The sequence below is a fragment of the Enterococcus ratti genome, from assembly GCF_001886195.1.
GTDB classification, from domain to species: domain Bacteria; phylum Bacillota; class Bacilli; order Lactobacillales; family Enterococcaceae; genus Enterococcus_B; species Enterococcus_B ratti.
Map to the genome: position 1 here is coordinate 1 of NZ_JXLB01000023.1, position 21,413 is coordinate 21,413.

Here is a 21,413-nt window from a genome sequence, read left to right on the forward strand (position 1 = left end):
CCACCCTTTTGAAGGGTGGTTATGATTAAAGGAGGAGATCGATATTTTATAAATCGTTACTTAAAAAATTTTTGTTTGCTGTTTTTAATCTGAAAGCTATTTCTATATCCTCTTTTGGCTAACGCAATGCTAACGAATACCACGACTGATAAAGAGAGAAAGCGATCAAGGAAATCTGTTCCAGTTTGAACGAAAATTACACTGAATGTTTGGTTTATTCCTAACCCGTGGAGGAATTGAACGATCATGCTTGAACCAGAAGAGGTCACTCCACCAAATAGGTTAACTGTAATGATGGAAGAGACGATTGTACCGGGAAAAGATAACACCAACGCACCAAGAACCAAAAATTGCTTTTTAGGTGAAAAAAATCGTTGGTAAAAGATAACTCCGGAAAGAAGACCAGTGAGCATTTGAACGGGAGAATAGTAGAATGAAAAGATATCTGCTGTTACGCCGCTTAAAACACTGCTAAACAAACCAGTCATTAACCCAATACTTGGTCCAAGTAAAGTTCCTGCAAAGATCGTTCCCATTGAATCTAAATAAACAGGTAAACGTAGCCATAAAGCAAGGGTTCCGCCGATATAATTGATTCCAATGCATAAAGCAACGATTGTAATCGTTCTAGTTGCTATTTTTTTATTGGTCATTTTTTCATCCCATCTTTAATTGTTCCATGTCTTTTTTTATCGTTTCTTCTTGTGCATTTAAAAGAACAGTCAAAAACTTCCGGAAAAATAGATGAGTGTTAACTTTGGTCAGGATCAGGCTGTTTGGTTTTTTTTGCCAAAAGTTAAAGCGATCAACTAGTGTTTGACCACGACTGATTCCTGTTTTTTCGACAGCAGTATAACTAGTAAAGCCGTGACAAATGCTTGTGTCAATAAAATAGGCAACTGCCAACGGATCATTAATAACGCAACCGAGGATCCTTTCTTGCTGCCAATGAAAATTGAAATAAAAGCGAGTAATTGCCTGTAAATATGCTCCTTCTTTGGGATTAATTTGGCAACAATATTCAAGCAATGTAGGCGTGAAAACAATTTTTCGCGTAACATCTAACCCAACCATTTCGATTGTTTTTCCTAGCTTCTTAAAAACAAATGCAGCAGCGTCTGCATCACACCAATAATTGAACTCAGCTACTGGCGAGCAGTTTCCATGGCTTTTATAGGTGCCGCCCATTGTGACGAAACGATCTAAATGATTCCCTAAGTTTGGATTTTGTATTAGCGCACAAGCGATATTTGTCAAAGGTCCAAGGGCAATGATTGATGTATCTGTTTCATCAGAAAAGTATTCAGCTAAAAAATCAACAGCCGACTCTTCTTCTATTTGCTTTTCTCGAACGCATGAAAAATTAGTTTCGCCTAATCCGTCCATTCCATGTGTATCTTGAGCGCTAACAAACGGTTGCTTCAAGGGCATACTCATGCCTTGATAGACGGGAATGTCTAAGCGATCACAACGTTTTAAACATTTGAGAACATTTTGACTACCCATTTCAACTGGCACGTTTCCACATACAGTTGTAATAGCCACGATTTCAATTTCAGGTGACTTAATGGCCAATAGTAGCGCTAAAATGTCGTCAATTCCGGGATCGCAGTCAATAATTACTTTTCGCATTATTTCCAATCTCCTTTCTTTAGAGATACTTAGTTTTTTATTCTGGGAAGTTTTCGAACCAGTCCAAAGGGATAACCTTTGTTTGTAATGCACGAAACCAGTATACTGACTTTTAAATGAATTGTAAATGTTGTTTGCTATTTTTCCTTTATTTTATGAATCGTAAGTTTAAACGAATTTGAGAGAAAGCTTGAGCGGCTTTTTTAGAAAATGTTACAATAAATAAAGGGAGAAAAGAAAAAGTAGATTTATATGGAAAGTGGGGAAGATAAGTGATTGGATTTTTTCTTATTTTAATTGTAATCTTTTTAGGTACAGTCATTTATCAAAGTCTTTCTTTTTACTATGCGCGCAAGCTAATTAAAATAGGTGTGCAGCGAGACTGCGGTTGGTATGAAAAAATAGGTCATCAACTGATGGATCCAGCTTTGTTGACTGTAGAAAAGCCGCAACAAGACACTAAAAGTAAGGCAGAAAATTTTTGGGAAAATGGGGAAGAAACAGAAGTAAGAAGTTATGATGGCTTAAAATTGATTGGCCGCATGTTTCGTTTATCAACGGGGGAAAAGTGGGTAGTTTGCGTACATGATTATCGTAGTGATGGACAAAAGGACATGTCATATATTGGAAAAAAATATGTGGAAAAAGGATTTAATGTGTTGATTCCTGATTTACGTGCGCATGGAAAAAGTGAAGGGAAAATTATTGGTATGGGGTGGTTAGATCGACTTGATTTAATGTGTTGGATTAACTATCTCTTAAAAATTCATCCCCAAGCATCCATTATTTTACATGGTAGTTCCATGGGGGCAACAGCAATTATGATGGCTAGCGGAGAAAAACTGCCCGATGCGGTTCGGGGCTTTATTCTTGATAGTGGTTTTGTCTCAGTGTATGCGCAATTTCGCTATATGTTAAGTAAACTGACTTTTCTTCCTAAAAAAGCAATCATGCGCTATGCCAATCGTTATGCAAAGAAATATGCCGGCTATTCATTAAAGCAAGCTTCAGCAACGCGACAGTTAGGTAGTAACCATCTTCCTTTATTGATTATTTATGGAGAAAAAGATCGTTTTGTACCAGTAAGTACAGCTTATACGATTCAACATGCAACAGCTGGCGAAGCTTCCCTTTTCTTGGTGTCAAAAGCGCAGCATTTAGAAACGGCAGTTAAAGATCCTAAAAGGTATTGGTCCATGGTTTTTTCATTTATTGATCAACGTATTGAGTTGAAAGAATAGTATTTTTTAAGTATAAATCATTGTTTGGATTAAATCTGACCGTTAAAATCAAAAGAAATAAATGATTCGACTGATACAAGGAGTGACATGAATGGCAATGAAAGAAGAAAAAAGATGGGAGAACTGGCTTGATCTGATGTTGGTCCTGATGTCATGACCATTGATCATACGTTTATTGAGCCAGAATATCAAGGGCAAAAATTAGTAGAAAAGCATGTATTTAGTGGAGTAAAATTAGCTATACAAGAAGGAAAAAAATTATTCCATTGTTTCCTTACGCTAAGAAAGAAGATGCAAAAAAATCTAAGTATCAAGATATTCTTCACAAGTAAAAAGTTAAGAATCATTGTTGAATTTTTAAAGAAGAATAGAAAGAATGAAAAGAGCCTGTTTTGTCAGTTGAGGTAAATCAAAGTGGTGATTGTCATGAGAGATTCTTTCAAAGGAGAAGGTTGTCAGAGTTTTTTATATATGATAAAGTAAATGGAAGGATATTTTACGGAAAGGAGGTTGCTCTATGTATAATTTAATTTTAGGAATCGTAGTCGTTTTATCAATTGTGATGGTGATTGCTATTATGATGCAACCAAGCAAGCAAAATAGTGCTGCCAGTGCGTTTACAGGTGGAGCAGATCAGTTATTTGGCAAACAAAAAGCACGTGGATTCGAGGCAGTCATGCAACGTTCCACAGCGGTTATGGGTGCAGTTTGGATGATTTTATTATTCGTATTGGCCTTTTTGTCTTCCAAATAAAAGATAGACGAGCTGGTTCATGGGAAGAAATGTATCTGTCGTTCAGATGACTTGTAGGGTGAATGAACAACGACTGGTTATTTAAATAATAAAAGAATAATGGTGGAAAGAGCAGTGACGAAAGTCTTTGCTCTTTTTTATTTATGAAAAGGGCTTATTTTGCCCTAAGGGTTTACAAATCTGTGTTAAAATGAAAAAGATGAGGTGAGTCAAATGAAAAATCTACCAAAACCTTTTTACGCAAAACATGGTAAAAGGGCTGTCTTATTATTACACGCCTATTCTGGAAGCCCTAATGATGTGCGGATGCTTGCACGTTATCTAGAAAAATCAGATTATACGGTCTATGCTCCATTATTTACAGGTCATGGGACGCTTAATCCAAAAGACATTTTAATTCAAAAAACTGAAACTTGGTGGGAAGATACTTTGCAAGCAATTCACTTTTTAGAATCAGAAGGATTATCCCAAATTGCTGTATTTGGTTTATCAATGGGAGGGATTTTTGCTATGCAAGCATTAGAGGAACAATCAATGATTGGCGGTGGTTTTTTCTGTTCGCCTATTTCACCAGTAGAAACACACGTGGCAGAAAGCTTTGAAATATATGTACGCCGTGTATTGAAACTTGCTGGAAAAGACGAACAAACGGTAGAAGAAATGATTGCAGCACTTCGCTCTTATGTTTTTTCCCAGTTAGCACAGATACAGCAACAAGCAGCAAATATAGAAAAAAAACTGAATCAGATTCAAGTACCCGTTTTTTTAGCTCAAGCAGGTCAAGATGAAATGATTGATCCGTTTGGAGTTTATGAGACAGCTAAAAAGTTGGCGACCAAAAGAATAACTCTTCAATGGTATCCTAACAGTAAACATGTAATAACTGTTGGGCAATCAAGAAGATTACTGGAAAAAGACGTGTTGAATTTTCTAGAGAAATTACCTTGGAATGAGGAATCAATATGACAAAAAAAACATTAAAAGAAAAAATTATCTTCTTTATTGAAAATGAGCGTAAAAAAAGTTTTTCAATGGAAGAAATTGCTCAAGGATTGGGGCTACAAAAAAGTAAAGATTTTAAATTACTTGTTCAAACGATTGCACAAATGGAAAGAGAACAACGTGTAATATTTACTAAAAAAGGTAAAGTAAAGCTACCTTTGAAACCTATTTTAATTGAAGGTATTTTTCGTGCAAATGAACGAGGGTTTGGTTTTGTAACGATTGATTCAGAAGAAGATGATGTGTACGTACCAAAAGAAGCAACAGGTTATGCGATGGATGGCGATACAGTGGCCATTGATATTGTTAAAACCGCTGATGCTGCCATGGATCGTGGAGCTGAAGGAAAAGTGGTAGAGATCAGAAAACGAGCAATTACTCAATTAGTCGGAGAGTTTGTCGCGTATACAAAAGAGGAAATAAATGAAACCGATCTTTATGGAGTTGTTCTGCCAAAAGAAAAAAAATTGAATCAGTTCAAAGTTTATGCAGCAGCTGAAGGGATACGTCCAGTTGATGGCAGTATTGTAATGATTGAGTTGACTCACTATCCAGAAAAAAATTATACGAATAGTTTAGAAGGAATTATCAAACAAGTGATTGGGCATAAAAATGATCCCGGAATGGACATTTTATCGATTATAGTATCTAATGGAATTCCTACAAAATTTTCTGATGATGTATTGCTAGAAGCAGATGATATACCGGATGCGATCAGTGAAAAAGATTTGGTTGATCGCAAGGATTTGCGAGAACAGCTTATTGTAACGATTGATGGAGAAGATGCAAAAGATTTAGATGACGCAGTAACCGTGAAAAAATTAGCCAACGGGAATTATTTTTTAGGTGTTCATATTGCAGATGTTTCTTATTATGTGACACAAGGAAGTCAATTAGATAAAGAAGCCTATGAACGTGGAACGAGTGTCTATTTGACGGATCGAGTCATCCCAATGATTCCACAAAGGCTTTCTAATGGAATTTGTTCATTAAATCCTCAGGTTCCGAGATTGACAATGAGTTGTGAAATGGAGATTGATGCCAATGGTCGTGTCGTGACTCATGACATTTTTTCAAGCGTGATTCAAACCACTGAACGTATGACCTATACGGCGGTTAATCAAATTTTAGAAGAACAAGATGAAATAGTCATGGAACGCTATGAACAACTAGTGCCGATGCTTCAAGAAATGCAAGAATTGCACTACATTTTGGAGACCATGAGAATTCGTCGCGGGGCTGTTTCGTTTGAAGATCGTGAAGCAAAAATATTAGTAGAACCGGATGGACGACCAATGGATATCCAGCTTCGTGATCGAGGGATAGGGGAAAGATTGATAGAATCCTTCATGCTAGTTGCCAATGAAACAGTTGCCCAACATTTCAACCAGCAGCATTTTCCGTTCATTTATCGAATTCATGAACAACCAAAAGAAGAAAAAATGCAGCGTTTCTTTGACTTTGCTTCTGCGTTGGGGATTGTTGTTCGTGGAACAAAAGGAACGATTACGCCAAAAGATCTGCAAAAGGTGATTGAAACTGTAGAGAACCGACCTGAATCAGCAGTGATTAATACAATGCTATTAAGAAGCATGCAGCAAGCACGCTATTCAGAAGATAATTTTGGTCATTATGGATTAGCAGCCGATTATTATACCCATTTCACTTCTCCAATTAGGCGCTATCCAGATTTGATCGTTCATCGATTAATTCGTTCGTACAGGCAAGATGCTAGTGAAGAAAACCAAACTTATTGGGAAAAGAAATTACCAGAAATTGCTGATCATAGTTCTAAAATGGAAAGACGAGCGGTTGAAGCAGAACGTGAAGTAGACGCCATGAAAAAGGCAGAATATATGTTGGATAAAGTGGGAGAAGAATTTGAAGGAATCATCAGTTCAGTAGTCAAATTTGGCTTGTTTGTTGAATTGTCAAATACGATTGAAGGTTTAGTGCATATAAATGACCTAAAACAAGATTATTTCCATTTTATTGAAAACCACTTAGCGTTAGTTGGTGAACGTACGGGGGTGACTTTTAAAATTGGGCAAAAAGTTCGAGTAAAGGTTATAAAAGCCGATCCAATAGAACGAGCGATTGATTTTGAATTAGTTGAAGCAGAAGAAGTTCTTCCGTTTGAGCGTCCAAAAGCCTCAAAAAAAGGGAAACACTCAAATCGACAACAAAAAAGACAGGCGAAAAATCGTTTACAAATGAATAATAAAAAGAATCAGCTATTCAATGAACGAAAAAAAGGGAAAAAGGCAGCCAATAAAAAAGGGAAAAAACCTTTTTACAAGGGAATTAAAAAGAAAAAATAAAAGAATGTCAGTTTGGAGGAATATATAATGCCAAAAGGCGAGGGAAAATTAATTGCGCAAAATAAAAAGGCTCGTCATGATTATTCGATCATCGACACGATGGAAGCAGGAATGGTTTTACAAGGAACAGAAATAAAATCCATTCGCAACAGTCGAATTAACCTAAAAGATGGATTTGTACGAGTTCGTAAGGGAGAAGCATTTTTGCACAATGTTCATATTAGCCCTTACGAGCAAGGCAATATTTTTAATCATGATCCATTACGGACTAGAAAACTGTTATTGCACAAAAAACAAATTACTCGACTCGAAAATGAAACAAAAAATACAGGAATTACGATCGTTCCTTTAAAAGTATACATCCGTGATGGATATGCAAAAGTTCTGATTGGTCTAGCAAAAGGGAAAAAAGCATATGACAAGCGGGAAGATTTAAAACGAAAAGATGCGGCTCGCCAAATTGAACGAACATTAAAAAATTTCTCTAGATAATTTCATTATCCTTTTTCGCATATTCGGTGCTTTTAGGTTTACTTAATGATAAAATTTGTTAGCATTTAATCTGATAACGCATGATATCACAGGTTTTTTCTTATAAAATACCGCTACGATTATGAAAGAAAACGGACTTTTTTGACTGAAATAAAAAAATGTCCAATTTTCATGAAAATACTTTGAATTTTCTGTTTCGTGGTGGTATGATACCGTTTAGTTAGAAAACGAGTTAGAAAAAACAGATGTACACATGAATTTGATTTTATGTGAAATTCAGGAAAAGAGGTGAAATGAATTGGATGAACGCTCGCTAACGTTTCATATTGGACCAGTATGGTTTGATGGTACTGTTTGCATAATGGTGTTATTGACCTGTTTAATTGTCTTCTTCTTAGCTTATTCCTTTACGAGAAATCTTAAAATGAAGCCAACAGGAAAACAAAATGCGCTAGAATGGGTCATTGACTTTACCCGAGGGATTGTAACAGATAATTTGCCTAGAAAAGAATTGAATAATTTTCATTTGTTGGCTTTTACATTGTTTTTATTTGTCTTTGTAGCAAATAATATAGGTTTAATAACGAAAATTGTCTTACCTAATGAAACAACACTTTGGAAAAGTCCGACAGCCGATCCGTTTGTTACTTTAACTTTGGCATTTATAATGATTACACTTACGCATTTATTCGGGGTGAAAAAGCTTGGTTTTAAGGGATATTTGGTAAATGCGTTCTTAAAGCCTTATAGTTTCATGTTTCCAATGAAACTGATTGAAGAGTTTACGAACCTGTTAACACTTGCTTTACGTCTTTACGGGAATATTTATGCTGGGGAAGTTTTGCTTACCTTAATTGCAAGCATGATGAACAATTTAGGTTGGTTCTCCTTACCGTTAGCAATTCCTTTAGAGATGGTTTGGATCGCATTCTCATTGTTTATCGGAAGCATCCAAGCATTTGTCTTTGTTACTTTATCAATGGTGTATATGAGCCATAAGATTGAAGTAGAAGAATAACATCGTTTTTAATAAATTACTATTTATCTATTTAGGAGGAAATAAATTATGAATTATATCGCAGCAGCAATCGCAATCATGGGAGCAGCAATCGGAGCTGGTTATGGTAATGGTCAAGTAATTTCTAAAACAATCGAATCAATGGCACGTCAACCTGAAATGTCTGGTCAATTACGTACAACCATGTTTATTGGGGTAGCCTTAGTTGAAGCGGTTCCTATTTTAGGTGTAGTTATTGCCTTAATTCTAGTATTTGCTGTTTAATCAAACTTGCTTGAGGATAGGACGACTGTCACTAATCCTCTTTTAGTCTTTAAATTGTAGAAACCCGAAAAAGCAAAGTTTTTACTCTAAGTTAAAAGAAATCTAAACGTTTTTTTAACAAAACTAGAATAAAAGGCATGAAGGAAACTGATTTCAAAAAATGGAATCAGTATCTGCTTCGTGAGATACACCGAAAAGAAAGGAAGGCTAGCCTATGCTGAATCAATTGGCAATTGCAGAAGTTGGTAATCCGATGATAGGTAATATCATCGTTGTCAGTGGCTCATTTTTGATATTAATGTTCCTGCTAAAGCATTTTGCTTGGGGACCAATCAGCGATATTTTGAAAAAACGTGAAGATAAGATCGCCAATGATTTAGATTCTGCCGAACAATCTCGCATCAATTCAGCAAAAATGGAAAAAGAACGAGAACAACAATTATTAGCTTCTCGTTCAGATGCTGCTGATATTATTAAAAATGCGAAAGAAAGTGGAGAATTAAGCCGTCAAAATATTTTAAAGGATACACAAGAAGAAGTGGCACGTCTAAAAAGCAAAGCGCAAGCCGATATCATGTTAGAACGTGAATCAGCTTTAAATTCTGTAAAAGATGATGTGGCCGATCTCTCTCTTCAAATTGCGGCTAAAATCTTAAACAAAGAATTATCTCCAGCAATGCATGAATCTTTAATCAATCAATACATTGAAGGTCTAGGTTCTTCAAATGAAACTAGATAAATATACGGTCGGCAGACGTTATGGTAAAGCATTGTTTGAACTGGCGATCGATTCAAATAGTGCAGAAGAAATTTACCAAGAATTACTAAGCTTACGTCAAATCTATAATGAAGTATCTGGATTAGGTGATGTGCTTAGTGATGTCCGCTTAGAACCTCATGAAAAACGTATCATTATGGATAAACTGGTCAGTGGATTTGACGGTATCGTAAAGAACTTTTTAGAAGTCGTTTATACTTATAACCGTATGTCAGATTTGTCATTGATGATTGATGAATATGAACATCGCTATAATGATTATAAAGGACTACTTTTAGGCAGTGTGAAAACCGCAGTTCCGCTTTCTGATGAACAGTTACAAAAACTAGAAAAGAATGTTGCAAAAACAATGAACTATCAAACAGCAGAATTACAACAAATTGTTGATTCTTCCATTATTGGTGGGGCAATTGTTGAAGCCAACCATCGAGTAATCGACGGAAGTATTCGTACGCAATTAGAAAAAATGCGTAGTCAATTAAATAGATAAGATAGTACAAAGAGGTAGGTGAATCGAATGGCTATCAAAGCAGAAGAAATTAGTGCCTTGATTAAAGAACAAATTGAAAATTATCAAAACGTGCTTTCAGTCGAAGAAATCGGTACCGTAACATATGTAGGTGACGGTATCGCTCGTGCGCATGGTTTAGAAAACGCAATGAGTGGTGAGTTGCTTGAATTTTCAAACGGCTCATACGGAATGGCGCAAAACTTAGAATCAAATGATGTAGGGATCATCATTCTTGGAGATTTCGAATCCATTCGTGAAGGAGACAAAGTAAAACGAACAGGAAAAATCATGGAAGTTCCAGTTGGGGAAGAATTGATTGGTCGTGTGGTAAATCCACTAGGGCAGCCAATTGATGGATTAGGTGAAATCGTCACAGATAAAGCTCGTCCAGTCGAGGCAATGGCTCCAGGCGTGATGCAGCGTAAATCAGTTAGTGAACCGATGCAAACAGGTTTAAAAGCCATTGATGCATTAGTACCAATTGGACGCGGACAACGTGAATTAGTCATCGGTGATCGTAAGACAGGTAAAACATCGATTGCAATTGATACAATTCTTAACCAAAAAGGGCAAGACATGATCTGTATTTATGTGGCGATTGGACAAAAAGATTCAACTGTTCGTACACAAGTAGAAACATTGAAAAAATATGGAGCAATGGATTACACGATCGTTGTTAACGCTGGGGCATCACAACCTGCACCGTTACTTTATATCGCACCTTATGCTGGAACTGCTATGGGTGAAGAATTTATGTATAACGGAAAACATGTATTGATCATTTTTGATGACTTATCAAAACAAGCCGTTGCATACCGTGAACTTTCATTACTATTACGTCGTCCACCGGGTCGTGAAGCTTACCCCGGAGATGTTTTCTACTTGCATTCACGTTTGTTAGAACGGGCTGCAAAATTAAGTGATGAATTAGGCGGTGGTTCCATGACTGCTTTACCATTTGTTGAAACGCAAGCCGGTGACATTTCTGCTTACATCCCAACGAATGTTATTTCAATCACGGATGGACAAATCTTCTTAGAAAGTGATTTGTTTTATGCAGGAACTCGTCCAGCGGTGGATGCTGGGTTATCCGTTTCGCGTGTAGGTGGTTCTGCTCAAATTAAAGCAATGAAAAAAGTAGCTGGAACGCTACGTCTTGACTTAGCAAGTTACCGAGAGCTAGAAGCATTTACACAATTTGGTTCTGACTTAGATGCAGCCACACAAGCAAAATTAAATCGTGGTCGTCGTACAGTAGAAATCTTGAAGCAAAAATTACATGCACCGCTTGCAGTTGAAAAACAAGTAGTGATCTTATATGCTTTGACACATGGATTCTTAGATAGCGTTCCTGTAGATAGCATCTTAGATTTTGAACATGAATTATTTGAATATCTAGATACTAATTATGCAAATATTTTTGAAACGATTCGCACAACGAAGGATCTTCCAGAAGAAGAAATTTTAAATGCTGCAATCCAAGAATACAAAGACATGTTTTTAGCTACAAAAGGCAATACTTCTTCTACAGAAGACAAATTGAAATCCATTCAAAATGCATAGTGAGGTGAGATGAATGGGCGCTTCATTAAATGAAATCAAGACTCGAATTGCTTCAACGAAGAAAACGAGTCAAATTACTCGAGCCATGCAAATGGTCTCTGCTTCTAAACTGACAAAATCTGAGGCTTCTTCGCAGAAGTTTCAGATTTATGCAAATAAAGTTAGAGAAATTGTCACTCATTTGACAGCCACTCAATTAAATGATATTGCTTCAGATAATCCGAGAGGTGATATCAACTACAATAGCATGTTAATTAGCCGTCCAGTCAAGAAAACAGGTTATATAGTAATTACCGCTGATGGTGGCTTAGTAGGTGGCTATAACAGTTCGATTTTAAAACAAACAATGTCTATTTTAGAAGAAGATCATCGTTCTCCTGACGATTATGTAATGATCGCAATTGGAGGAATTGGAGCAGATTTTTTCAAAGCCAGAGGAATTAATCTCGCTTATGAATTGCGTAACTTATCAGATCAGCCAAGCTTTGATGAAGTTCGTAAAATTGTAGGCATGGCAACCACGATGTATCAAAACGAAGTATTTGATGAATTGTACGTATGTTACAATCATCACATCAATTCACTAACTAGTCAATTTCGTGTAGAAAAAATGCTGCCGATTTCTGATTTAGATCCAGAAGAAGCAAAAACTTTTGACCAAGAATATATTTTTGAACCTTCAAAAGAAGAAATCTTGGCACAACTGCTGCCTCAATATGCGGAGAGTTTGATTTATGGAGCAATCGTTGATGCAAAGACGGCAGAACATGCGGCAGGAATGACTGCTATGAAGACAGCCACAGACAATGCTGCAACGATCATTGATGATTTGACGATCTCTTATAATCGTGCAAGGCAAGGGGCTATTACCCAAGAAATTACCGAAATTGTTGCCGGAGCTTCGGCACTAGAATAGTATTGAGATTGGAGGAAAAAAGATGAGTTCAGGCAAGATTGTTCAAGTAATCGGTCCCGTTGTCGACGTGGAATTTTCTTTAGACCAATCCTTACCAGATATCAACAACGCATTAGTCGTTTACAAAAATGATGAAAAAAAATCAAAAGTTGTTCTTGAAACAGCATTAGAATTAGGTGATGGAGTTATCCGTACTATCGCCATGGAATCAACAGATGGATTACAACGCGGAATGGAAGTTATAGATACGGAAAAAGCGATTTCTGTACCTGTAGGGAAAGAAACGTTAGGGCGTGTATTTAATGTTTTAGGTGATACAATCGATTTGTCGACACCTTTTTCAGAAGATGCGCCACGTAGTGAAATCCATAAAAAAGCACCAAGCTTTGATGAATTAAGTACAAGCACGGAAATCCTTGAAACTGGGATCAAAGTAATTGACTTGTTGGCTCCTTACTTAAAAGGTGGTAAAGTTGGTTTATTTGGTGGTGCAGGTGTTGGTAAAACCGTATTGATTCAAGAATTGATTCATAACATTGCGCAAGAACATGGTGGTATTTCTGTATTTACCGGTGTTGGAGAACGTACACGTGAAGGAAATGACCTTTATTATGAAATGAAAGATTCAGGTGTTATTGAAAAAACAGCGATGGTGTTTGGACAAATGAATGAACCACCAGGTGCACGTATGCGTGTTGCTTTGACTGGTTTGACGATTGCTGAATATTTTCGTGATGTAGAAGGGCAAGATGTGCTATTATTTATTGATAATATTTTCCGTTTTACACAAGCCGGATCAGAAGTTTCTGCCCTTTTAGGACGTATGCCTTCTGCTGTTGGGTATCAACCAACTTTAGCAACAGAAATGGGGCAATTACAAGAACGTATTACGTCAACGAAAAAAGGATCAATCACGTCTATCCAAGCCATTTATGTACCAGCCGATGACTACACTGACCCAGCGCCAGCTACAGCATTTGCTCACTTAGACGCGACTACCAACTTGGAACGTAAGTTGACGGAACAAGGGATTTACCCAGCAGTAGACCCATTGGCGTCATCTTCAAGTGCTCTTGCTCCTGAAATTGTTGGTGAAGAACACTATAAAGTAGCTACGGAAGTTCAACATGTCTTACAACGTTACCGTGAATTACAAGATATCATTGCAATTTTAGGGATGGATGAATTATCCGATCAAGAAAAAGTTTTAGTTTCTCGTGCCCGAAGAGTTCAATTCTTTTTATCACAAAACTTTAATGTAGCGGAACAATTTACTGGACTTCCCGGTTCTTATGTGCCAGTAGAAGAAACAGTCAAAGGATTCCGTGAAATTTTAGAAGGTAAGTATGATGACCTTCCTGAAGAAGCGTTTCGAAGTGTTGGTCGAATTGAAGACGTCGTAGAAAAAGCGAAAAAACTAGGCTACTAGAAAGGGGTGCCCCATGGAACAATATTTAACTGTGAATGTGGTGACTCCGGATGGTTTGGTTTATGATCATCATGCTGCGATCGTGGTCGCACGTACAACAGCGGGTGAAATTGGTATTTTACCTAAGCATGCCCCAATCATTGTTCCTTTAACGATTGATGAAGTGCGTGTAAAAAGAACAGATTCTGATACACACGTTGACTGGATTGCCGTTAATGGTGGAATCATGGAAGTGCGTGATAATGTTGTTTCTATCGTAGCTGATAGTGCAGAACGTGAAAGAGATATTGACGTTTCAAGAGCCGAACGAGCAAAACAACGTGCGGAACGACGAATTGCAGAAGCAAAAGAAAAAGAAGATACGAATGAATTAAAACGTGCAACGGTTGCTTTGCATCGCGCAATTAACCGAATCAAAGTTTCAAAACATTCTTAAGCGTAGTTTGTCATCTATTGAGCCAAATAGATGACAAGATTTCTCTTTGTAAAATAAGCCGGAATATCCTGAAAATTTCTCAAACAATTTTCAGATATTTCGGCTTATTTCTCGAAGTGGAAGGTGTTTATCAAAGATAATGACTGAAAAAACCACTTCATGAAGTGGTTTTTTTGAAGTTTTAGCTAAAATAAGAGAAAGGGGTTTTTATTAAAAAACACTATTTAATGAAAAAATAGAAACTTTCAGTAGTAGAAAAAGAAGCTATCTCTTATTTTGGCTTATTATAAATAATTTAAAAAAACATTTCTTATTTTTTTGCAATCAATAATTTTTCTATTTTTCTAATTTATGGTATCATCATTTTGTTAGTGATCAAAAAAAATTTTAGAAAGGGCGTCACTATGCAAGTATACGGAATAGATGCGATTATTCGAATCATTAGTCATTTGGCATTTATTTATTTAGCTTTTTGGTCTTTACGTTCTTTACGTATCGACATGTTTTTCAAAAAGTTACATGATGCACAAATTCGCATGGTAATCGTACTTTTTGCTATATTTTTAGGGTATACTGCCAGTAATTTTTTCTTAGAGATTATTGCTTTGTGTCGAAATCTTTTCGTTTTCTATAGTTAAAAAAGGTACTATTTTAATAAGAGAAATGATATAATAGAAAAGATTTTGAGCCTTTACAGCTCATTGGAACTTTTTGGGGGGAACAACATGGAAGAAATCATCGTTAAAGGTGGCAATCAATTAAACGGAACAGTAAAAATCGAAGGAGCTAAAAATGCCGTTTTACCTATTTTAGCTGCTAGTTTGTTAGCTGAAGAAGGAACAACCGTTTTAAATAATGTTCCTATTCTTTCGGACGTTTTCACAATGAATCAAGTGATTCGTCATTTAAATGTGGATGTAGTGTTTGATGAAAAAAAGAATCAAGTAACCCTTGATGCCTCAAGAAAATTAGAAATTGAAGCGCCTTATGAATATGTTAGTCAAATGCGTGCTTCAATCGTTGTAATGGGACCATTGCTTGCAAGAAACGGTCATGCAAAGGTTGCAATGCCCGGTGGATGTGCCATTGGCAAACGACCAATCGATCTACATTTAAAAGGGTTTCAAGCATTAGGCGCAAAAATTATTCAAAAAAATGGGTATATTGAAGCTATTGCGGATCAATTAATCGGAAATACAATTTACTTAGATTTTCCAAGTGTTGGTGCTACTCAAAATATCATGATGGCTGCGGTCAAAGCTAAAGGAACGACCATCATTGAAAACGTTGCACGCGAACCTGAAATTGTTGACCTTGCAAACATTTTAAACAAAATGGGGGCTCATATTTACGGTGCAGGTACAGAAACTATGCGTATTGAAGGAGTAGATTATCTTCATGCCGTGAAACATTCGATTGTTCAAGACCGCATTGAAGCGGGTACTTTTATGGTTGCAGCTGCGATGACTGAAGGAAATGTTTTAATTGCCGATGCCATTTCAGAACATAATCGCCCCTTAATTTCTAAATTAATTGAAATGGGAGCGACGATTACTGAAGAAGAAGGTGGAATCCGTGTTGTCGGACCAAAACGTATTTTACCTACAGATGTTAAAACAATGCCGCATCCAGGGTTTCCTACAGATATGCAAGCTCAAATGACTGCTATTCAATTAATAGCAGAAGGAACCAGCGTAGTGACGGAAACGGTATTTGAAAATCGATTCCAACATTTAGAAGAAATGCGCCGGATGAATGCACATGTTAAAATTGATGGAAATGTAGCAGTAATAGATGGAAGTCATGAATTACAAGGAGCTGAAGTTTATGCTACGGATTTACGTGCAGCTGCTGCGCTTGTATTAGCTGGTTTAAAAGCAAATGGTCTTACACGTGTTCGCAACTTAAAATATTTAGATCGTGGTTATTATCATTTCCATATTAAATTGCAAAATTTAGGTGCAGATGTGGAACGTGTGGAAAGTGAGCAAATTCCTGCAAATAAGACCGCACAAATCATTGCGTGAGGATGTGAATAAATGAGTAGTCAACGTTACATTTTAACTAGTTTGGTTAAAATTTTAAGTGTTATATTACTACTAGTTCTTTTATTTATTGCTGGAACGATGATTGGGTATGGTGTAGTGGGCGGAAGAAATCCTTTAAAGGTCTTTCATCCTAGCTTATGGCTTCATATCATGGATTTTTTTAGATAAAAATTTATGTTAAGTATCAAGGTTCGAATAAAAGGATTTCTTAAAGCGGATTTTCAGTTTTGAGAAATCCTTTTTGTCCTGTTTAATCATCCAGCCATAGACTATAACCGTACGAAGGATCAGTCGAAAATAATTTTTTAAAAATAAGAGGTGAAAATATGAAAAAAATGTTGATTACATTTGTTCGTTTTTATCAACGTTTTATTTCTCCTGCTTTTGCACCTAGCTGCCGATATTATCCAACATGCTCCAATTATATGATACAAGCGATTAAAACTCATGGGGCGATTAAAGGAATAGTGATGGGAACAGCGCGTATTTTAAGATGTCATCCGTTTATTAAAGGTGGAATTGACTATGTTCCTTTAAACTTTCAATTAACAAGAAATAAAAAAGATAAAGAGATGCCGCATTATGATGAATAACAAGTATCAGAAGAATGAATTAGTGCTGCTACCTGAGATAAAAAAACTCGCTAAAACAAATTTACCTTGGTCTTTACTGTTAGCTGCTGATCCTGAAAAAGAAAAGGTACAACAATATCTTGTAGATGGTACTGGTTTTATTTGGCAAAAAGGTCAGACAACTTATGGTGTTATTGTTTTTGTTACAAGAGAAAGTGAATTTGAAATAATGAATGTAGCAGTCGCTACCGATTTACAGGGAAAAGGAATCGGTTATACTTTACTTTTATATACATTAAAAGAATTGCAAAATATAAAAACGATGCAACAAAAAATTATTGTACGGACTGGCAGCTTGACTTCTAATGCTTTACATTTGTATAAAAAACTCGGTTTTATTGAACAATCAAGAGAAAAAGATTATTTTATTAAAAATTATAAATCTCCCATCTATGAAAATGGCGAATTATTACGCGATCAAGTGACATTAGAAAAAACAATTTAATTCCTTTTTAAAAAAGGTTTTAAAGCTGCACGAATTGACTTAAAATAAGAGCAGTATAATAAAAGGAGATAAGAGTAATTATGGGGCTTTTAGTTTTTGATTTTGGTGGTTCAGCAGTGAAATATGGGTACTGGAATGGAGTGGAACTTGAATATGTAAACCAATTTTCAACTCCGAAAACATGGGACGAGATGAAAAAAAATTTAATAAAAGTATATAACAAGCTACTCATGCTTGTGCCAATTGAAGGAGTATCAATTAGTTCACCGGGGGTAGTCAATCATGAAAAACAACTAATCGAAGGGATTAGTGCGCTTTCTTACATCCATGGATTTAATATTTTTCACGATTTAGAAGAATTATTTCGATTACCTGTAACAATTGAAAATGATGCCAACTGTGCAGGAATGGCTGAATATTATGAGGGAGCTGCGAAAGAATACCAAAATGCGGTGTTCATTGTACTCGGTACAGGCGTCGGAGGAGCTATTTTTAGAAACGGTCAATTAAATAAGGGGGCGCACTTATACGGAGGAGAATTTGGCTTGATGCTTTTAGAAAAAGATAAAACATTTAGCACGTTAGGAACAGCCGTTCAAATGGCTTGGCGTTATTGCAAAAGAAAAGGAGTAAATCAAACTACTTATAGTGGAAAAGAAGTGTTTGAATTAGCAGAACAAGGTGATGTGATTGCCAAAGAAGAAGTAGAGAATTTTTACCATTATTTAACTAAGGGTTTATTCAATATCCAATTCACCATCGACCCAGAAGTAATAGTTATCGGGGGAGGAATTTCTGCAAAAGAAGGGCTACTAGAAGAGATTAATCAGCGCATGAAGCAACTAACCACACAACTTGACTTAAATGATTTTAAACCTAAAATTTTATTATGCAATTATCGAAACAATGCAAATTTGATCGGAGCGGCCGCAAACTTTACTGCTCAACGTGAAGGCCTAGTATAGTTTTTTCAAAAAAAACTAACCATGAAATTTCATCATAATCTGCTAAACTATCATAGAGGTGGAAGAATATGTCGAAAAAAAATAAAGAGATTGAAGTTCGTATTGAAGAACTTAAAAAACAAATTAATGGAAAATATTATGCAGTGACTCAGTTATTTATAGGTAAAAAAATGATCGGGGAAATTTTAATTTACGGACCAAAAGAATTTGAGATTTTTTTAGGTGAAGAAGATTTTGGTAGAGAAAAAAGTCTTGAAAATGCAATAGAAACAATTATTCGTCATTGGAATCTCCATGAATAAAAAAATATCAAAAAAATTTTCAATAAAGGGTTGCAAAAATCTGAGAAATTAGGTATTATAACTAAGTCAGGTTGATACAATCCTTTCGGAGGAGTAGCGAAGTGGCTAAACGCGACGGACTGTAAATCCGTTCCTTAGGGTTCAGTGGTTCGAATCCACTCTCCTCCATTCATTGGGGTATAGCCAAGCGGTAAGGCAAGGGACTTTGACTCCCTCATGCGTTGGTTCGAATCCAGCTACCCCAGTAGAGATAGAGTGATCAGGTAGGGTCACTCTTTTTTACGTTTAAAATCCTTTAATTATTGAAGATTCTAGTAATTTAAGCTAGAGTAGATAATAGAGAGTAAAGGAATAAGAAAGGGAGGGTAAAAAATGAAATGGAAAGAAAAAGCGACAGAAACGGCAGAAAAAATCTATGATTTGATTAAATCTGAGAAGTATCAAGTGGAAGTTCATTTCCCAAAAAAATCTGTTAAAACAATACAAGTTAAGTCAAAACGCCCAACAAACCATACAAAAAAATGGTTGTCAAAAAATCATTATTAATAACAACATCTCTAAATTACAGCAGTTGACTGTAATTTAGAGATGTTGTTATTTTATATGCTTCATTTAGATTGTAAGTTCAAACTATACATGGATAGTTTAAAGAAGGATTTTTCATTCTATTCGGTTGCAAGAAGAGAAATGATACTTGTTTCTTTTCAGTTGTTAACCAGGTATATACCAGTTATAATGAAGAAAAATGAAAGGGCGGATGTATAGCATGTCGAATCAATTACCAGTATATATACAAATTCATGATCAGATTAAAAGTGAAATTGAACAAGGAATTTGGAAAATCGGTGATCGCCTTCCTTCTGAAAGAGAACTAGCAGTGAAATTCAATGTTAGTCGTATGACTTTGCGTCAAGCAATTCAAAATCTTGCGGATGAAGGGATTTTGGAAAGAAAAATTGGCTCAGGTACATATGTTGCAAGAGAAAAAGTCCAAGAAAAAATGTCAGGTGCGACAAGTTTTACTGAAATTATGGAATCACAAAACCGAGTACCATCTAGCCGAACGATCTCTTATTTTCTGACTTCTCCGAGTTCGAGTGAGATGGAGAAATTAAAATTGAAAAAAGAAGAAACGATTCTTCGGATGGAGCGAATTCGTTATGCGGATCATGTACCGATTTGTTTTGAAGTCGCCAGTATTCCACAAAAAATCATTCAAGGATACAGTAAATCTGAGATTACAGATTCTTTTTATCGAACCCTTGAAGAAAAAAGCGGAAATAAGATTGGTGCAGCTAATCAAACAATTACAGCAGTTTTGGCTTCTGAAAAAATTGCAGAATATTTAGAAGTAAAACGTGGAGACGCGATCTTACGTTTACGTCAAATTTCTTATTTCAAGGATGGTACACCTTTTGAATATGTCCGTACTCAATATGTAGGAAATCGGTTTGAATTTTATCTAGAAAAATAACGTTATTTTTGATAGTTAGCTAAATATTGTAACAAAAAGCAGCAAAATTTCCTAACTAATTAAGGAAATTTTGCTGCTTTTAAGTCTTATCGATTATAGGAGAGGATTCTAATAGCTGCTCATAATAAGAAAGCGCTCCTTTGGTAAATTCAACTTGACCATTCAGTAATTCAACTACTGAAGCTTTAAAAGCAGCAATTTCTTTTTTAGAAATTAAACAAGTAGCAGTGACTTTCTCTGTATAGCTAATTTCTTTTATTGGAATTTTTTTTAATTCAAGAAAGTTTTCAAATTTGCCTAATTGTGGATAAAGAAGGTGAACGTTGATTTCTTGTTGTAGCGTTCCTTTTACAAGACCGATTTCATGGAGTGTGTGAGAAACTGCTTGTGTATACGCACGTATTAAACCACCTGTTCCAAGCTTTGTTCCACCAAAATAACGTGTGACTACAGCCACTACATTCATTAACTCATTTTTTTTAAGAACTTCTAACATAGGTAATCCAGCGGTTCCACTAGGTTCACCATCATCACTGCTGCGTTGAATTTCATTTGTTTCACCAAGTACAAAAGCACTACAATTATGGTTGGCTTTCCAATGTTCTTTTTTTATGGTTTGAATAAATGTTTTAGCTTCTTCTTGCGTTTCAATACGTTTCATTGAACAAATAAAGCGTGATTTTTTGATCTCTATTTCCCCGTATCCATTTTCTTTGATCGTTTTATAGCTGTTAAGTATGATACTCACCTCTTTTTTTAAATACTTGTTAATAGTAAAAGTATAATGAATTCTGTCTGTAAATTCAATAGTTGTCACGCTTGCGAAATCAACAGAGTATGGGATAATAAAAGAAAGGAAGGTGCGATGGGGGATGAAAGAACGAATAAAAAAATATGATGTCATTACTCAATATTTAAAAAGTAATGGAGGGTCTCAAGTCACTTTGACGTTTACCCAAATGGATGAATTGCTTTTTCCAAGTGTTGGACTTCCTAAATCTGCCAGAGAAAGTACTGATTGGTGGGCAAATGATTACAAGCATCCAGAAAAAGGCGCATATGGTTGGATTAATGCAGGATATGAAGTAGTCATGATCAATTTAAAGAAAGAGTATGTCGTTTTTAACCGATTAGTAAAATCCAGCTGGTTATTTGATTAAAAGAAATCGTTGACAATTTTTTAAAATTTT

General features: G+C 35.9%; 26 protein-coding genes, 2 tRNA genes, 1 pseudogene and 1 riboswitch. Of the genes and pseudogenes, 26 read left to right on the forward strand and 3 right to left on the reverse strand.

Features of this window, described 5'->3' with window-relative positions; all coding sequences use genetic code 11:
- Positions 1–56: 56 nt before the first annotated feature.
- Both RV14_RS09765 and RV14_RS09770 read right to left on the reverse strand, forming a co-directional pair.
- Positions 57–653, reverse strand: a complete 597-nt coding sequence (locus tag RV14_RS09765) for an ECF transporter S component (protein WP_071856078.1) — start codon at positions 651–653, stop codon at positions 57–59.
- 4 nt (positions 654–657) lie between these two features.
- Positions 658–1,632 carry a nucleoside hydrolase gene (locus RV14_RS09770; protein ID WP_071856079.1) on the reverse strand — a complete coding sequence of 325 codons (975 nt, stop codon included), beginning with the start codon at positions 1,630–1,632 and terminating at the stop codon, positions 658–660.
- Between the two features lie 23 nt (positions 1,633–1,655).
- A riboswitch (PreQ1 riboswitch) is annotated at positions 1,656–1,700 on the reverse strand.
- Between the two features lie 204 nt (positions 1,701–1,904).
- Here RV14_RS09770 and RV14_RS09775 point away from each other — a divergent pair.
- From RV14_RS09775 to RV14_RS09890, 25 genes and pseudogenes are all read left to right on the forward strand, one after another.
- Positions 1,905–2,873 carry an alpha/beta hydrolase gene (locus RV14_RS09775; RefSeq protein WP_071856080.1) on the forward strand — a complete coding sequence of 323 codons (969 nt, stop codon included), beginning with the start codon at positions 1,905–1,907 and terminating at the stop codon, positions 2,871–2,873.
- An 87-nt stretch (positions 2,874–2,960) separates the two neighbouring features.
- Positions 2,961–3,205: pseudogene (locus RV14_RS12765) on the forward strand (N-acetyltransferase).
- 185 nt (positions 3,206–3,390) lie between these two features.
- Entirely contained in the window at positions 3,391–3,627 is a 237-nt protein-coding gene (gene secG, locus RV14_RS09785; protein WP_071856081.1) for a preprotein translocase subunit SecG, read from the forward strand.
- Between the two features lie 213 nt (positions 3,628–3,840).
- A complete protein-coding gene (locus RV14_RS09790; RefSeq protein WP_071856082.1) occupies positions 3,841–4,593 on the forward strand; it encodes an alpha/beta hydrolase in 753 nt (250 codons plus the stop codon).
- Entirely contained in the window at positions 4,590–6,950 is a 2,361-nt protein-coding gene (rnr, locus tag RV14_RS09795; RefSeq protein ID WP_071856083.1) for a ribonuclease R, read from the forward strand. Before RV14_RS09790 ends, rnr begins: the two co-directional genes overlap by 4 nt.
- Positions 6,951–6,977: 27 nt before the next feature.
- Positions 6,978–7,442, forward strand: a complete 465-nt coding sequence (gene smpB / locus RV14_RS09800; protein ID WP_071856084.1) for an SsrA-binding protein SmpB — start codon at positions 6,978–6,980, stop codon at positions 7,440–7,442.
- A gap of 298 nt (positions 7,443–7,740) precedes the next feature.
- Positions 7,741–8,460 (forward strand): F0F1 ATP synthase subunit A, encoded by a 720-nt coding sequence (atpB, locus tag RV14_RS09805; protein WP_071856085.1) that lies wholly within the window; start codon positions 7,741–7,743, stop codon positions 8,458–8,460.
- Positions 8,461–8,508: 48 nt separating this feature from the next.
- Entirely contained in the window at positions 8,509–8,724 is a 216-nt protein-coding gene (gene atpE, locus RV14_RS09810; protein ID WP_010718599.1) for an ATP synthase F0 subunit C, read from the forward strand.
- A gap of 214 nt (positions 8,725–8,938) precedes the next feature.
- Positions 8,939–9,463: a F0F1 ATP synthase subunit B gene (gene atpF / locus RV14_RS09815; protein ID WP_071856086.1), complete on the forward strand. Its 525-nt coding sequence runs from the start codon at positions 8,939–8,941 to the stop codon at positions 9,461–9,463.
- Entirely contained in the window at positions 9,450–9,992 is a 543-nt protein-coding gene (gene atpH / locus RV14_RS09820; RefSeq protein ID WP_071856087.1) for an ATP synthase F1 subunit delta, read from the forward strand. The genes atpF and atpH overlap by 14 nt, the downstream gene beginning before the upstream one ends.
- Positions 9,993–10,019: 27 nt before the next feature.
- Entirely contained in the window at positions 10,020–11,576 is a 1,557-nt protein-coding gene (gene atpA, locus RV14_RS09825; RefSeq protein ID WP_071856088.1) for a F0F1 ATP synthase subunit alpha, read from the forward strand.
- A 13-nt stretch (positions 11,577–11,589) separates the two neighbouring features.
- The gene (locus RV14_RS09830; protein ID WP_071856089.1) at positions 11,590–12,492 is read left to right on the forward strand and encodes a F0F1 ATP synthase subunit gamma; all 903 of its coding nucleotides are present in this window, start codon (positions 11,590–11,592) and stop codon (positions 12,490–12,492) included.
- Positions 12,493–12,514: 22 nt separating this feature from the next.
- Positions 12,515–13,921, forward strand: coding sequence for a F0F1 ATP synthase subunit beta (atpD, locus tag RV14_RS09835; protein ID WP_071856090.1), 1,407 nt, complete (start codon positions 12,515–12,517; stop codon positions 13,919–13,921).
- A 13-nt stretch (positions 13,922–13,934) separates the two neighbouring features.
- Positions 13,935–14,357 (forward strand): F0F1 ATP synthase subunit epsilon, encoded by a 423-nt coding sequence (locus tag RV14_RS09840; RefSeq protein ID WP_071856091.1) that lies wholly within the window; start codon positions 13,935–13,937, stop codon positions 14,355–14,357.
- Between the two features lie 404 nt (positions 14,358–14,761).
- Positions 14,762–14,995: a DUF1146 family protein gene (locus tag RV14_RS09845; protein WP_071856092.1), complete on the forward strand. Its 234-nt coding sequence runs from the start codon at positions 14,762–14,764 to the stop codon at positions 14,993–14,995.
- Between the two features lie 87 nt (positions 14,996–15,082).
- Positions 15,083–16,384, forward strand: a complete 1,302-nt coding sequence (murA, locus tag RV14_RS09850; protein ID WP_071856093.1) for a UDP-N-acetylglucosamine 1-carboxyvinyltransferase — start codon at positions 15,083–15,085, stop codon at positions 16,382–16,384.
- A 12-nt stretch (positions 16,385–16,396) separates the two neighbouring features.
- Positions 16,397–16,573 (forward strand): DNA-directed RNA polymerase subunit beta, encoded by a 177-nt coding sequence (locus RV14_RS09855; protein WP_071856094.1) that lies wholly within the window; start codon positions 16,397–16,399, stop codon positions 16,571–16,573.
- Positions 16,574–16,731: 158 nt separating this feature from the next.
- Positions 16,732–16,998, forward strand: coding sequence for a membrane protein insertion efficiency factor YidD (gene yidD, locus RV14_RS09860; protein WP_071856095.1), 267 nt, complete (start codon positions 16,732–16,734; stop codon positions 16,996–16,998).
- A complete protein-coding gene (locus RV14_RS09865; protein ID WP_071856096.1) occupies positions 16,988–17,482 on the forward strand; it encodes a GNAT family N-acetyltransferase in 495 nt (164 codons plus the stop codon). The genes yidD and RV14_RS09865 overlap by 11 nt, the downstream gene beginning before the upstream one ends.
- Before the next feature lie 80 nt (positions 17,483–17,562).
- Positions 17,563–18,447 (forward strand): ROK family protein, encoded by an 885-nt coding sequence (locus RV14_RS09870; RefSeq protein ID WP_071856097.1) that lies wholly within the window; start codon positions 17,563–17,565, stop codon positions 18,445–18,447.
- Positions 18,448–18,515: 68 nt separating this feature from the next.
- Positions 18,516–18,749, forward strand: a complete 234-nt coding sequence (locus RV14_RS09875; protein ID WP_071856098.1) for a DUF2969 domain-containing protein — start codon at positions 18,516–18,518, stop codon at positions 18,747–18,749.
- An 87-nt stretch (positions 18,750–18,836) separates the two neighbouring features.
- Positions 18,837–18,917, forward strand: a tRNA-Tyr gene (locus RV14_RS09880).
- A 5-nt stretch (positions 18,918–18,922) separates the two neighbouring features.
- Positions 18,923–18,994: transfer RNA gene (locus RV14_RS09885), tRNA-Gln, on the forward strand.
- 127 nt (positions 18,995–19,121) lie between these two features.
- Entirely contained in the window at positions 19,122–19,295 is a 174-nt protein-coding gene (locus RV14_RS12275) for a hypothetical protein (RefSeq protein WP_167359853.1), read from the forward strand.
- 220 nt (positions 19,296–19,515) lie between these two features.
- Complete coding sequence (locus RV14_RS09890; protein WP_071856099.1) at positions 19,516–20,223, forward strand: GntR family transcriptional regulator; 708 nt, start codon at positions 19,516–19,518, stop codon at positions 20,221–20,223.
- Between the two features lie 79 nt (positions 20,224–20,302).
- On the opposite strand, the gene RV14_RS09895 is transcribed toward RV14_RS09890, so the two are convergent.
- Positions 20,303–20,962, reverse strand: coding sequence for a YigZ family protein (locus tag RV14_RS09895; protein WP_071856107.1), 660 nt, complete (start codon positions 20,960–20,962; stop codon positions 20,303–20,305).
- A gap of 133 nt (positions 20,963–21,095) precedes the next feature.
- Between RV14_RS09895 and RV14_RS09900 the strand changes: the two genes are divergently transcribed.
- Complete coding sequence (locus RV14_RS09900) at positions 21,096–21,383, forward strand: DUF7662 domain-containing protein (RefSeq protein ID WP_071856100.1); 288 nt, start codon at positions 21,096–21,098, stop codon at positions 21,381–21,383.
- Positions 21,384–21,413: the final 30 nt, after the last annotated feature.